The organism is Aeromonas popoffii (assembly GCF_037818705.1).
In the GTDB taxonomy this organism is placed as follows: Bacteria; Pseudomonadota; Gammaproteobacteria; order Enterobacterales; family Aeromonadaceae; genus Aeromonas; species Aeromonas popoffii.
In genome coordinates this window covers 183,979-197,106 of record NZ_CP149129.1, presented here as the reverse complement: position 1 = coordinate 197,106, position 13,128 = coordinate 183,979, and the positions used below count along the sequence as shown (strand labels likewise).

14 protein-coding genes are annotated in these 13,128 nt (G+C 60.0%); 5 read left to right on the top strand and 9 right to left on the bottom strand.

Annotated features, from left to right (window positions below):
* Nucleotides 1–29: 29 nt before the first annotated feature.
* Nucleotides 30–1,340: a two-component system sensor histidine kinase EnvZ gene (gene envZ, locus WJM78_RS00955; protein WP_339012734.1), complete on the bottom strand. Its 1,311-nt coding sequence runs from the start codon at nucleotides 1,338–1,340 to the stop codon at nucleotides 30–32.
* A complete protein-coding gene (gene ompR / locus WJM78_RS00950) occupies nucleotides 1,337–2,056 on the bottom strand; it encodes a two-component system response regulator OmpR (RefSeq protein WP_042033870.1) in 720 nt (239 codons plus the stop codon). The genes envZ and ompR overlap by 4 nt, the downstream gene beginning before the upstream one ends.
* 238 nt (nucleotides 2,057–2,294) lie before the next feature.
* Between ompR and greB the strand changes: the two genes are divergently transcribed.
* The gene (greB, locus tag WJM78_RS00945) at nucleotides 2,295–2,768 is read left to right on the top strand and encodes a transcription elongation factor GreB (RefSeq protein ID WP_042033872.1); all 474 of its coding nucleotides are present in this window, start codon (nucleotides 2,295–2,297) and stop codon (nucleotides 2,766–2,768) included.
* Nucleotides 2,769–3,099: 331 nt separating this feature from the next.
* On the top strand, nucleotides 3,100–5,412 hold the full coding sequence (locus WJM78_RS00940) for a Tex family protein (RefSeq protein ID WP_339012732.1): 2,313 nt from the start codon (nucleotides 3,100–3,102) through the stop codon (nucleotides 5,410–5,412).
* 56 nt (nucleotides 5,413–5,468) lie between these two features.
* On the opposite strand, the gene WJM78_RS00935 is transcribed toward WJM78_RS00940, so the two are convergent.
* The 4 genes from WJM78_RS00935 to bioH all read right to left on the bottom strand — a co-directional run bounded on the left by WJM78_RS00935 (nucleotide 5,469) and on the right by bioH (nucleotide 7,714).
* Nucleotides 5,469–5,747, bottom strand: a complete 279-nt coding sequence (locus WJM78_RS00935; RefSeq protein WP_275929382.1) for a hypothetical protein — start codon at nucleotides 5,745–5,747, stop codon at nucleotides 5,469–5,471.
* A 95-nt stretch (nucleotides 5,748–5,842) separates the two neighbouring features.
* Nucleotides 5,843–6,643: a putative metalloprotease CJM1_0395 family protein gene (locus WJM78_RS00930; RefSeq protein ID WP_339012729.1), complete on the bottom strand. Its 801-nt coding sequence runs from the start codon at nucleotides 6,641–6,643 to the stop codon at nucleotides 5,843–5,845.
* A 1-nt stretch (nucleotide 6,644) separates the two neighbouring features.
* Nucleotides 6,645–6,878, bottom strand: coding sequence for a flagellar biosynthesis protein FlgE (locus WJM78_RS00925; RefSeq protein WP_275929384.1), 234 nt, complete (start codon nucleotides 6,876–6,878; stop codon nucleotides 6,645–6,647).
* Nucleotides 6,879–6,949: 71 nt separating this feature from the next.
* Entirely contained in the window at nucleotides 6,950–7,714 is a 765-nt protein-coding gene (gene bioH / locus WJM78_RS00920) for a pimeloyl-ACP methyl ester esterase BioH (RefSeq protein ID WP_212514011.1), read from the bottom strand.
* Between the two features lie 38 nt (nucleotides 7,715–7,752).
* On the opposite strand from bioH, the gene WJM78_RS00915 reads away from it, so the two are divergent.
* Complete coding sequence (locus tag WJM78_RS00915) at nucleotides 7,753–8,481, top strand: ComF family protein (RefSeq protein ID WP_275929385.1); 729 nt, start codon at nucleotides 7,753–7,755, stop codon at nucleotides 8,479–8,481.
* 149 nt (nucleotides 8,482–8,630) lie between these two features.
* Entirely contained in the window at nucleotides 8,631–9,209 is a 579-nt protein-coding gene (nfuA, locus tag WJM78_RS00910; protein ID WP_042033882.1) for a Fe-S biogenesis protein NfuA, read from the top strand.
* Nucleotides 9,210–9,316: 107 nt separating this feature from the next.
* Here the strand turns inward: nfuA and gpsA are convergent, their stop codons facing one another.
* From gpsA to WJM78_RS00895, 3 genes are read right to left on the bottom strand one after another with little or no spacing between them, the layout of a single operon-like run.
* Entirely contained in the window at nucleotides 9,317–10,321 is a 1,005-nt protein-coding gene (gpsA, locus tag WJM78_RS00905; protein WP_275929386.1) for an NAD(P)H-dependent glycerol-3-phosphate dehydrogenase, read from the bottom strand.
* A gap of 2 nt (nucleotides 10,322–10,323) precedes the next feature.
* Nucleotides 10,324–10,794, bottom strand: coding sequence for a protein-export chaperone SecB (gene secB / locus WJM78_RS00900; RefSeq protein ID WP_005319808.1), 471 nt, complete (start codon nucleotides 10,792–10,794; stop codon nucleotides 10,324–10,326).
* Between the two features lie 46 nt (nucleotides 10,795–10,840).
* Nucleotides 10,841–11,272, bottom strand: a complete 432-nt coding sequence (locus tag WJM78_RS00895) for a rhodanese-like domain-containing protein (RefSeq protein ID WP_108536652.1) — start codon at nucleotides 11,270–11,272, stop codon at nucleotides 10,841–10,843.
* Nucleotides 11,273–11,596: 324 nt separating this feature from the next.
* Here WJM78_RS00895 and gpmM point away from each other — a divergent pair, with 324 nt between their 5' ends.
* Complete coding sequence (gpmM, locus tag WJM78_RS00890; protein WP_275929387.1) at nucleotides 11,597–13,126, top strand: 2,3-bisphosphoglycerate-independent phosphoglycerate mutase; 1,530 nt, start codon at nucleotides 11,597–11,599, stop codon at nucleotides 13,124–13,126.
* The last annotated feature ends 2 nt before the right edge of the window (nucleotides 13,127–13,128 follow it).

The following is a 13,128-nucleotide window of genomic DNA, read 5'->3' as shown; positions in this document are numbered from 1 at the left end:
AAGGGCGTATCCATGGATACGCCCTTCTCTCAATCCATCCACTCCAGTGGCTGATTCTTGGGTAGCCGGATCTCCACCAGCAAGCCCCCCAGTTCTGAGCGCCCCAGCCGTATGGTGCCATGGTGCTGGGAGACAATCTTGGCAACTATGGCCAACCCCAGGCCACTGCCACTGCCGGTGCGGGCCTCGTTGCCCTGGGTAAACGGCTTGAGCACCCGGTTGTAGTCCTGCTCCGGAATGCCGGGGCCATTGTCTGACAGCCGTAGCCTCACCCAGTGGCCATCATCCTTCAGCTCGGCCTGCAAACAGCTCGCACCATAGCGCAACGAGTTACCAGACAAGTTGTTGAGGATGCGCCGGATGCTGATGGGATTGCAGGCCACACGCACCGCCTCTTCCGGCAATTCGAGATCCACCTCCAGCCCCTGATCGGTCTGCACCAACAGCACGTCGTGGATCAGCTGGGTCAGGTCGATTTGCTGGGTATCCAGCCCCTCGTCCGGCCGAATGTAGTCGATGAACTGATCTATGATGCCGTTGGACTCGTCAATGTCCGCATTGATGCTCTCCTTGAGATACTCATCCCCGGAAGACATCATTTCAGTCGCCAGCCGGATGCGGGTCAACGGGGTGCGCAGATCGTGGGAGACCCCGGCCATCATCAGATTGCGTTCCTCGATCAACCCCTTGATCGAGCTCGACATGTGGTTGAAGGTGCGGGTCAATCGGCGAACCTCCCGCGAGCCGAGCTCCCCCAGTGCATCGGGGAAGTTGCCACGGGCCACGGCCACGGCACCGGCCTCCAGATCCTCCAGCGGACGCACCAGCTGGCGGGCAAAGCGCCAGGCCGCGAACAGGGTCACCACCAGCAACACACTCATGTAGAGGAGCAGCGGCTCTATGTCGTCATCCTCGATCTCGGTCAGCGGGATGCGAACCCACACCCGATTGGCCTGGGGCGGCTGGATCCAGATGATGTAGTGATCCTGGATCTCGACCCGCACCTTGGTCTTGCCCCCCAGCTCGCGGCTGATGCTCTCTTCCAGATAGGCGTAGGGCTTGGAGGCATTGAGCCCGTGCTGCTCCGCCTCTGTCTGGGTATAGATGTCGCTACCGGTCGCCACATAGACCAGCGCCTCGGCATCTTCGCTCAGCGCCAGCTGGTTGCTTTCGACCGGAAAGATGAGTTTGACCTGATTGGCCAACAGGTGGCTGATCTGCTTGACAGTCGGCGCCAGCAGATAGTTGTAGAAGGTGGCATAGGAGACAAACTGATAGACCACCAGGACAGCGGCCAGAAACCAGAGCATGCGGGAAAACATGCTGCTCACTTTCTTCATGCGCCATCACCGTCCGGCACGAAGACGTAACCCAGCCCCCAGACGGTCTGCAAGTAACGGGGTTGGGCCGGGTCCTGCTCCAGCAGGCGGCGCAAACGGGAAACCTGCACGTCGATGCTGCGCTCGGTCGCCGTATATTCACGGCCCCTGGCCAGGTTCATCAGCTTGTCGCGGGAGAGGGGCTCACGGGGATGGCTGACCAGCACTTTGAGCACGGCAAATTCGCCACTGGTCAGGGCCACCGGCTCACCATCACGACTGAGTTCACGCGTCGCCAGTTTGAGCTGATAGTTGCCGAAGGTCACCATCTTCTCGGCGGTCGAGGGAGCCCCGGGCAGTTCGATTGTATGACGGCGCAGCACGGCGCGGATCCGCGCCAGCAATTCACGCGGGTTGAACGGCTTGGGCAGATAGTCGTCGGCCCCCATCTCGAGCCCGACGATGCGATCCACTTCATCGCCCTTGGCGGTGAGCATCAGCACCGGGATCTGGTTGCCAGCCTCGCGCAGGCGACGACAGATGGAGAGGCCATCCTCCCCCGGCAGCATCAAGTCCAGTACCATCAGGCTGAAATTTTCACGAGTCAGCAGGCGATCGGCCTGTTCGCCATTGGCAACGCCACGAACCACGAATCCCTGTTCGGTCAGATAGCGCTCCAACAGGGAACGTAATTTCAAATCATCGTCGACGACCAGAACCTTGTATTGCTGACTCATTGCTTGCCTCTCCTCTCGATATGTTGCCAATACTAGGGCTCGAGCTCCCAACGGCAAAGCATAAATATGTTACTGGTTATTGCCCATGGCAGCCGCCTTGTGGCCCTCATGCTACGCCTGCAGGCCCCGTCCCCCCCATGACAACACAGGTTTTGCTCGACAGCGAAGCAACAGCGGATAAGATCGGCCGGGCCATAAGAGGCCCATCAGCCCACATTGACGCAGGTACTTGATATCCATGAAGACCAAGCTGATCACCCGCGAAGGCTACAACAAGCTGAAAGAAGAGCTCGATTTCCTGTGGCGTGAAGAGCGCCCCGAGACAACCCGCAAGGTAGCCTGGGCCGCCAGCCTGGGCGATCGCAGCGAGAATGCCGACTACCAGTACAACAAGAAGCGGCTGCGGGAGATCGACAGGCGGGTGCGCTACCTGCGCAAATGCCTCGAGGAGCTGGGGATCGTCGATTATGCCCCCGCCCAGGAAGGCAAGGTGTTCTTCGGCGCCTGGGTCGAGGTGGAGAACGACGAGGGCGAGACCAAGCGCTTTCGCATCGTCGGTTATGACGAGATCTTTGGCCGCAAGGATTACATCTCCATCGACGCCCCCATGGCCCGCGCCCTGCTCAAAAAAGAGGTGGGGGATGAGGCCATAGTGCCTACGCCAATCGGTGACGCCTGCTGGTATGTCACCGAGATCAGTTATCCGAAGTGACGGGAAGCCCTCGCTTCCCCACCATGGATAACGGCTGATACCCTTCCCGTCCACGTAACGAGCCTCCATGACGGGGATCCGGGCCGTCCGCCTCCTCTCCTGCCATTCGGCCCGACGGCCATGCATGTCACCGGGGTGGCATAGCGCCGCCCGACCTCATATAGTGCTCACATTTAGCGCCTTGGGTGCGGGCCTGTCTCGGCGACGCTCAATCCACACCATGCGGCCCCCTAATGATGTAGAGAAGCAGCAAGCTGACGAGCGGCATACCCGGCCGCAGCAAGTCGAGCCCCCCAGGCTAGTTGGATAGAAGCGACCACAGAGATCCCAGATGCACAGCCATATCATAGAGAGACAGATTGCCGGTGAGCTGAATGCCCGTCCGGAACAGGTGCAGGCGGCCGTGCGCCTGCTGGATGAAGGCTCGACCGTGCCCTTTATCGCCCGTTACCGTAAGGAGGTGACTGGCGGTCTGGACGATAGCCAGCTGCGTACCCTGGAGAGCCGCCTCGGCTATCTGCGTGAACTGGAAGATCGCCGTCAGGTGATCATTCGCTCCATCGAAGAGCAGGGCAAGCTGACCCCCGAGCTGATGCGCGAATTGAATGGCGCCGACAGCAAGACCCGGCTGGAAGATCTCTATCTCCCCTACAAGCCCAAACGCCGCACCAAGGGGCAGATGGCGATCGAAGCCGGGTTGGAGCCGCTGGCCAACCTGCTGCTCAGCGACCCGATGCAGGATCCCGAGCAAGCTGCGGCCGCCTTCCTCAATGCCGAACAGGGCATTACCGACAGCAAAGCGGCTCTTGATGGCGCCCGCTATATCCTGATGGAGCGCTTCGCCGAGCAGGCCGACCTGCTGGAGAAGCTGCGTGACTACCTGTGGCAGAATGCCACCCTGCGCGCCCGCGTGGTAGCAGGCAAGGAGCAGGAAGGGGCCAAGTTCAAGGACTATTTCGAACACGACGAGCCTCTGCACAAGGCCCCTTCCCACCGTGTGCTGGCCATGCTGCGCGGTCGCAACGAGGGCATCCTCAATCTGGCGCTGATCACGGGTGACGACGAGGGCACCAGCCCCTGCGAAGGCATCATAGCCCACCACCTCAAGCTCAATCTGCAAAACCGCCCGGCCGACAAGTGGCTGCAGGGGGTGGTGAGCTGGACCTGGAAGATCAAGCTCTCCTTGCAGATGGAAACCGAGCTGATCGGCCGTATCCGCGAATCAGCAGAAGACGAGGCCATCAAGGTGTTCGCCATGAACCTTCAGGATCTGCTGATGGCGGCGCCGGCAGGCATGCGCTGCACCATGGGGCTGGATCCGGGCATCCGCACCGGGGTCAAGGTGGCCGTGGTCGACGCCACCGGCAAACTGGTCGATCACGCAACCATCTATCCGTTCGAACCAAAACGCCAGATTGATCAAAGCCTCAAGACCCTGAGCGAGCTGTGCCAGAAGCACAAGGTCGAGCTCATCAGTATCGGCAACGGTACCGCTTCGCGAGAGACCGACCGGCTGGTCAGCGATCTGTTCGAGCGCTACCCCGCAGCCAAAGCACAGAAGATAGTAGTGAGCGAAGCGGGGGCATCTGTCTATTCCGCCTCCGAGCTTGCCTCCCTGGAGTTCCCGGATCTCGACGTCTCGATCCGTGGCGCCGTCTCCATCGCCCGCCGCCTGCAGGATCCCCTGGCCGAACTGGTCAAGATAGATCCCAAGAGTATCGGCGTGGGCCAATATCAACACGACGTCGGCCAGAGCCAGCTGGCCCGCCGACTGGATGCCGTGGTCGAGGATTGCGTGAACGCGGTCGGTGTGGATGTGAATACCGCCTCGGTCGCCCTGCTGAATCGGGTTTCAGGTCTATCCCAGACGCTGGCCCAGAACATCGTCGCCTACCGGGATGAGAACGGCGCCTTCAAGAGCCGTCAGCAGTTACTGAAAGTGAGCCGACTCGGCCCCAAAGCCTTCGAACAGTGTGCCGGCTTCCTGCGCATTCGCGGGGGCAGCAATCCCCTCGACAGCTCGGCGGTGCACCCGGAGTCCTATCCGGTGGTAGAGCGGATCCTCGCCAAGCTGGAGCAGACCGTCACCAGCCTGCTTGGCAACGGCAGTCTGCTGCGCAGCCTGAAGCCGGCCGACTACACCGATGAGCAGTTCGGTCTACCCACTGTCACCGACATCATAGGTGAGCTGGATAAACCGGGCCGCGACCCGCGACCCGAGTTCAAGACCGCCACTTTCAAGGAGGGGGTGGAGAAGATAAGCGACCTGGTGCCCGAGATGATATTGGAGGGGGTGGTCACCAACGTCACCAACTTCGGCGCCTTCGTCGATATCGGCGTCCATCAGGATGGACTGGTGCATATCTCCTCCCTGACCGATCGCTTCGTCAAGGATCCCCGCGAGGTGGTCAAGGCAGGTGACATAGTGAGGGTCAAGGTGCTGGAGGTGGATGCCCCGCGCAAGCGGATCAGCCTGACCATGCGACTGGACGAAAAAGCCGGACAGCCGGCTCGCAAACCTGCGGAATCCCGCAACGTGAATGCTGGCAGTGCCAAGCCGAGACCAGCGCCGCAACCAAGTACGCCAGTGGGCGGCGCCATGGGCAACGCCTTCGCGGCAGCCCTCTCCAAAGCAAAGAAATAAACCGCCAAGAAATGAAAAAAGCCCCGAAAGGGGCTTTTTTTGCAAGAGGCCCAGGCTCATTGAGTGAGGGCGGCCAGAATAGTGTCAGAGTCCTGATGCCGGGCCAGCACCTCTCGCAGTCGATTGAATGCCTTGCTGGCCTCCTGCGGGTACTTGCCATAGGAAACCACGCCGGTATGACTCCAACCGGCCGCCAACAAGACCTTCTTCTTGAAATGAGTGCCTTCAGTTCCGCCACCACCAAGCTGCATCAAAAATTGTTCCATCTGAAGGTGAGAAGGGGGAACGCGGGAGAAGATGGCAAAGTCTTCCGGTTTGACTTCATCAAAGTGCATGACGACTCCTGTGAGGATGAATGGGATTACCCCCAGATTAGATGCAAATACCCGGGGCGTGAACGAAAAGTCAGGGGGAAGAGGCGGCGCGGCACTCAGACGTTCAGACTGACACCCTGTTGTGCAGCAGGCTTGACCGCCTGTTGATAACGCTGGGCAATGACCTGATTGCGCTGCTCCATGTAGCCGCTCAATACACCTCTCTTGGCGCTGCCATCGGCCGCCAGGGCGGTATCCGGATCGGATGAAAGCAGCGCCTTGCGGGCATGAGCCTCCTTGGCAGCGGCACTTCTGGCCACGCTCAGATCCTGTGCGGAAGGATCCGCCGGGGCCAGGGCGGCGGCACGTACCTGTTGCATCTTGGCAATGGTCGCCCTGGGATCGCCGGGAATGGTCCCGATATCAATGGAGACGCCCCCGCCGGTGGCGTAGCGCTTGCCATCCGGTCCCATCGAGAACTGATAGGTCGGACTACCGGCATACTGACCACCGGTAGCCTGATGGGCCTGCTCGTGGGCTCGCACCTCCTGATCCCTGTCTACCAGCGCCTTGACCTGCAGCTCCTGCTTCTGTTGCTGCTCCTGCTGCCTGGGATCCTGCTGTTGCTTGTTGCGCTGCCCGTCTTCCCCCGTAGCCTCAACGACGCGGTGATCAACCGGTGTTTGCGGGTTGCCGGTCTGGGAAGCTTCCCGCGTCTGCTGGGAACTCTGGTTGGGATTGGCCTGGCTGGCCTTGGACTTGTCTTTCTGTGAGCCGACTTCAGGCTCGGCATTAAATACCTCGCTCTGGCGGGTCTGGGGGATGAGGGCTGCACGGCGATTGTCAGTGCGTGCGGATTCCGTCTGCGGTTGCAGCTGATTAGGAATCATGGTCGGCAGACTGACATTGATGTTCATGTCACACCCGGATATCGATCAGCGTACCCATAACATCACTGGCGGTCTGGATCACCTTGGCAGACGCCCCGGCCTGTATTTCGGCCACCTTGAGGTTGACCAGTTCATCAGGCAATTGTACCTGGTCACCGCTCGGGGTGTTGAGCCGAGCGATCTGGCTGGATGCCTTATCGGCAATCTGTTCCGCTCGCTGAAACCCTTGTACACCGCTGTTCAATGCAGAATCTATACGCATGATGACTCTCCTCTGACGCTGGATTAATTATCCGTCACGCCAGAGGATTAATGAAGCAAATAGGTTGTTTTTCAACCAACAAAATGTCGAATGATTTCAACGAACTGCTGCGGATGGGAAATAAAGGGTGCGTGCGAGGCCTTTTCCAGCACCAGGCTGTGACTGGCCGGATAGCGTTCGTCCAGCAGCGGTATGGCCGCCTTGGGCACCAGCGAATCCAGCCGGCCATAGACCCGCAACCAGGGCAGGCTCAGCGTGGTCAGCTCATCGCGCAAGTCGACCTCCGCCAGCAAACCGAGTCCGGCCTCCAGCGCCGCAAGCTGGGGAGCCGGGCGCTCTGCCAACCAGTGGCGCAGCTGGCGGATATCATCCCGGGCATGTTCGCTGCCCATGGCCTGGATAGCGAGGAATCGTTCTATGGTCTGCTTGAAATCCCCCGCCAGCATCTGATTGAAACCGGTCAGCACCTTGGGGGCGATCCCCGGCCAGTCGTCACGGGCCATGAAACAGGGAGAGCTGGCTACCGTGATAAGCGAAAGGCATCGCTCAGGCTGGGTTAGCGCCAACTGGCTCGCCACCAGACCACCGAGGGACCAACCGAGCAAATGGCACTTCTGCGGCAAGACAGCGGCGACCTGCTCCGCCAGCCAGGGCAAGGAATAATCACTCCCATCAAGCAGCGAACTGTTGCCAAACCCGGGCAAGTCCACCAGATGTATCCGATACTGGGCCGCCAACTGCTGGGCAATACCATGCCAGACTGCGCCATTCATGCCCCATCCGTGCAACAGCACCAGGTCGGGCCCCTGACCAAATCGCTCTACCGATACGCTCATCTAGACTCAAGATCCCTGTTCATTCTCTTGGGGTCAGCATGTTAAAGCGACTGCTCGCCAAAGCAAGTCCGATCCTTGGCAACCATGCCGACTGGCAGGGCCACTGTCTGCTCTGCCAACAGCCTTGCGATGAACAGCCGCTGCTCTGCAGCTGGTGCCAACAGGCCCTCCACCAGCCCTATCACAAATGCAGATTGTGTGCGGCGCCCTTGCCGGAATCAGACGGGGAAGCCGAACCTGTCTGCGGACACTGCCAGCGCAGGCCACCGCCCTGGCAGCGGTTGCAGGTCATTGGCGACTACCAGCCCCCCTACTCCATGCTCATTCCCCAGTTGAAGTATTCTGGCCAGATCCTGCTGGCACCGCTGCTCGCCCGTCTGCTGGCAGATCATCTGGAGAGAGACGATCCCCCCGAAGCCATCATTCCGGTTCCCCTGCACTGGTGGCGGCAGTGGTGGCGCGGCTTTAATCAGGCAGAAGAGATAGCCATCACCCTCAGCGAGATCACCGGCATCCCTTGCGACACCCGGCTGCTGCGCAGAATCCGAGCCACTCCGCAGCAGACCCGGCTCAGTGCCGCTCAGCGGCGACGGAATCTGCGCGGAGCCTTCCACATCCAGCCTCACCACTATCGGCATGTCGTCCTGCTCGACGATGTGGTGACCACGGGGGCGACGGCGGGTCAGCTCACCCGCATGCTTCACGAGAGCGGCATCGAAAAAGTGGACGTGTGGGCCATGTGCCGTACGCTCAAACACATAAAATGACACTCGATATCTGTCCCGCAAGCGCAGGCACATCAGGCTGCCATAGGGATATTTGACATATGCTCGGCACCATCTGCATGCTACCCAAGCACTGCCAAGCGAGTTATCATGAATACCCTAGTCGTACACTCAGGTTTATGAGGATAGTGATGATCAGCATTTCCGACACCGCCCAGGCCCATTTCCGTAAACTGCTGGAAAAACAGCCTGATGGCACCAATATCCGGGTGTTTGTGGTCAATCCGGGAACCCAGAATGCCGAGTGCGGCGTATCATATTGCCCACCCGACGCGGTCGATCCGGAAGATCAACACCTGCCCTTCAGCGGCTTCGACTGCCTGGTCGATCCGCTGAGCACCCCTTTCCTGGTCGATGCCACCATCGACTTTGTTACCGATCAGATGGGCTCCCAGCTCACGCTGAAAGCCCCCAATGCCAAAATGCGCAAGGTGGACGACGATGCACCGCTGATCGATCGCATAGAATACGTGCTGATGTCCGAGGTGAACCCCATGCTGGCCGGTCACGGTGGCAAGGTCACGCTGGTTGAGCTGACCGAAGACAAGCTGGCCATTTTGCAGTTTGGCGGCGGTTGCAACGGCTGCTCCATGGTTGATTACACCCTGAAAGAGGGGATCGAGAAGCAGCTGCTGGAGAAATTCCCGGGCGAGCTCAACGGCGTCAAAGATGCCACCGAGCACCAGCGCGGCGATCACTCCTACTATTGATCGAATGCCAGTGGCGATCACCCGACAAGCTTGATCCCCCCTGACCACACATGAAAAGGCCCCGCCAATCTGGCGGGGCCTTTTGCTATCCAGCATCAGCGGATGGCTTATTCGTCGCGCTTGTCCCGGCTAAGCAGGGCGATGGCGGCCTCTTTCGGGTTCTTGCCCTGATAGAGCACCTGAAAGATCTGCTCGCAGATAGGCATCTCGACGCCACAACGGGCCGCCAGCAGATGCACCTCCTTGGTGTTGCGATAGCCTTCCACCACCTGACCTATCTCGGCCATGGCGGTATCCATGCTCTTGCCAGCCCCGAGGGCCAGACCGAAGCGACGGTTGCGAGACTGGTTGTCGGTACAGGTGAGCACCAGATCCCCGAGCCCAGCCATCCCCATGAAGGTTTTGGCGTCGGCACCCAGGGCCGCTCCCAGACGCTGCATCTCCACCAAGCCCCGGGTGATGAGCGCAGTTCTGGCGTTGGCGCCAAATCCCAGCCCGTCGGAGAGACCGGCACCGATGGCGATGACGTTCTTGACGGCGCCGCCGAGCTGCATACCGACGAAGTCCGGATTGGTATAGACCCGGAACGAGCGACCGCAGTGCAGCAACAGCGAGAGATCATCAGCAAAGTCATCGTGAGTCGACGCCACCGAGATGGCGGTCGGCAGGCCGGCGGCCAACTCCTTGGCAAAGGTGGGGCCGGAGATCACCGCCAGCGGGATCGCCTCACCCAGCACCTCACGTGCCACATCTTGCAACAGGCGGCCGCTGTCTGGTTCCAGCCCCTTGGTGGCCCAGGCGATACGGGTATCGGGGCGCAGGAAGGGCTTGACCTGAGCCAACACTTGACCGAACACATGGCTCGGCACCACCAGCAGCAGCACGGGAGCTGCTTGCACCGCAGCCTGCAGATCGGCGGTCAGTTGCAGATCAGCAGGGAAAGGGACATCCGGCAGAAAAGCCTTGTTGCAGCGCTCTTTTTCCAGCTCGGCGACATGGGCTGGGTCGTGACCCCACAGCAGGGTCGGATGACCGTTGCGCGCCAGAGAAATGGCAAGGGCGGAGCCATAAGACCCCGCCCCCAAGACCGAGATAGCGATCTGGTCAGCCATTATCAGGCTTCCGCTGTCGCCTGCTGGGCCTGTGCTTGCGCCATGTGCTGGGCAAACAGGGCATCGAAGTTGACCGGTGCCAGGTTCAGCTGCGGGAAGGAACCCTTGCTCACCATGTTGGCCACGGCTTCGCGGGCGTACGGGAACAGGATGTTCGGGCAGAAGGCTGCCAGGCAGTGGGCCAGTTGCGGCTCAGGCAGGTTGCCTATGGTGAAGATACCGGCTTGCTGTACTTCGCACAGGAAGGCCGTTTCGGTTTCCAGCTTGCAGGTCACGGTCAGGGTCAGCACAACCTCATACACGCCATCCGCCAGGATATTGGTCTTGGTGTCCATGTCCAGCTTGACGTCCGGCTGCCACTCTTTCTGGAAGATGTGCGGGGTATTAGGGGCTTCGAAAGAGACATCCTTGGTGTAAACACGCTGGATGTGGAATTCCGGTTGTACTTCCTGGTTGTTGATTTCGTCAGCCATTTCGTTTGATTCCTTTTAAGAAAATATGTGGGCGCAGGCCCTTCAATCAGCGTTTTTTGGTCACCGGCAGATTATCTGCACGCCACTGGGCCATGCCACCGCTGAGCACATACACCTGCTTGAAACCGGCCTTGCTCAGTTGGCGACCTGCGCCACCAGCGGTCATCCCCGACTCGCACACCACTATGATGGGGGCATCTTGATGCTTTTCAACTGGACCCAGGTTATTGCTCTGGATCTGGCTGAGCGGCAAGTGCTTGGCACCGGCCAGATGGCCCTTGGTAAACTCTTCCTGACTGCGAATGTCCACCACAGTGGCATTTTCGCGGTTGATCAGCAGGGTAGCCGTGTGGTTGCTTACCGTTTTAACCGGAGAAAAACGAGCACGCACAGTGGTGTAAACCAGGGTGCCTGCCAGGCCGAACCAAGCTGCGGTCAGCAGCGGGTTACGGGCCGCAAAATCCAAATACTCTTGCATCTTCTACTATCCAGGGACCAAGACAAGGACCCGAGTATACATGGGGACCCCACCAAGATCAGCCATCTTGGCGGCAAAGCGGGAGCGGGCTCCCATCGGGCAGGGGCGCGATAAAGGATCGGAATAAAAAATGGCGTCCGACGCTTTGGGGCGAGGATTCGTCGAGCAGGGAGACAAGCCGGCGACAAAGGGGAAACAGGCTGGCAACAGCCTTGAGCGACGGTGGCCGAGGCTTGGCTATCAGGTGACTATTTCGGCAGATGTAGTAATATTACGCTAGTTTCACTTCCCGCAATTCATTCCTATCCGAGAGGACATAGCCTTATGTCAACAGCTAAGAAACCTTTGGTTCTCGTCATCATGGACGGTTGGGGCTACAGCACCAAGCAAGAGCACAACGCCGTCGCTGCCGCCAAGACTCCCAACCTCGACCGTCTCGCCCGTGACTACACCAGCACCCTGATCTCCGGCTCCGGCCTGGACGTGGGTCTGCCGGATGGCCAGATGGGTAACTCCGAAGTGGGCCACGTCAACATCGGTGCCGGTCGCATCGTTTATCAAGAGCTGACCCGCATCTCCAAAGAGATCAAAGACGGCGACTTCTTCCAGAACGTCGAACTGGCCAAGGCTGTTGATGCTGCCGTGACCAAGGGCAAGGCCGTTCACATCATGGGTCTGATGTCCCCGGGTGGCGTACACAGCCACGAAGAGCACATCATGGGCATGATCGAGATGGCCGCCAAACGTGGCGCCGAGCAGATCTACTTCCACGCCTTCCTGGATGGCCGTGACGTACCGCCGCGCTCTGCCCAGTCTTCCATCGAACAGTTCGATGCCCTGTTTGCCCGTCTGGGCAAGGGTCGTTTCGCCTCCATGATCGGCCGCTACTTCGCCATGGACCGTGACAACCGCTGGGATCGCGTGCAGCAAGCCTATGACCTGATGACTCAAGGCAAGGGCGAGTTCACCGCCGACAGCGCCAGCGAAGCCCTGGCCGCCGCCTATGCCCGCGACGAGAACGACGAGTTCGTCAAGGCCACCCGCATCGGTGCCGCCGCCCCCATGCAGGATGGCGATGCCCTGATCTTCATGAACTTCCGTGCCGACCGCGCCCGTGAGATCACCCGCGCCTTCGTCGACAGCGACTTCACCGGCTTCGCCCGTGCCGCCACCCCGGCGCTGAACTTCGTGATGCTGACCGAATACGCGGCCGACATCAAAACTGCCTGTGCCTATCCGCCGACCGCCCTGGTGAACACCCTGGGTGAGTGGCTGGCCAAGCAGGGCAAGACCCAGCTGCGCATCTCCGAAACCGAGAAGTACGCTCACGTGACCTTCTTCTTCAACGGCGGCGAAGAGTCCTGCTTCACCGGTGAAGATCGCGAGATCGTTGCCAGCCCGAAAGTGGCCACCTATGACCTGCAGCCGGAAATGAGCTCCGAAGAGCTGACCGACAAGCTGGTGGCCGCCATCAAGAGCGGCAAGTACGACACCATCATCTGCAACTACCCGAACGGCGACATGGTCGGCCACACCGGTGTGTTCGATGCGGCCGTCAAGGCCTGTGAAGCGGTTGATCACTGCATTGGTCGGGTCACCGAGGCCCTGGCCGAAGTAGGTGGCGAATGCCTGATCACCGCCGACCACGGCAACGCCGAGAAGATGCTGGACGAAGAGACAGGTCAGGCGCACACAGCCCACACCAACCTGCCGGTTCCCCTCATCTATTTCGGTCGCAAGTCCGAGGTGGTTGAAGGTGGCAAATTGTCCGATCTGGCTCCGACCATGCTGACCCTGATGGGTCTGCCTGTCCCGCCGGAAATGACTGGCAAGCCCCTGATGATTCTGAAATAATC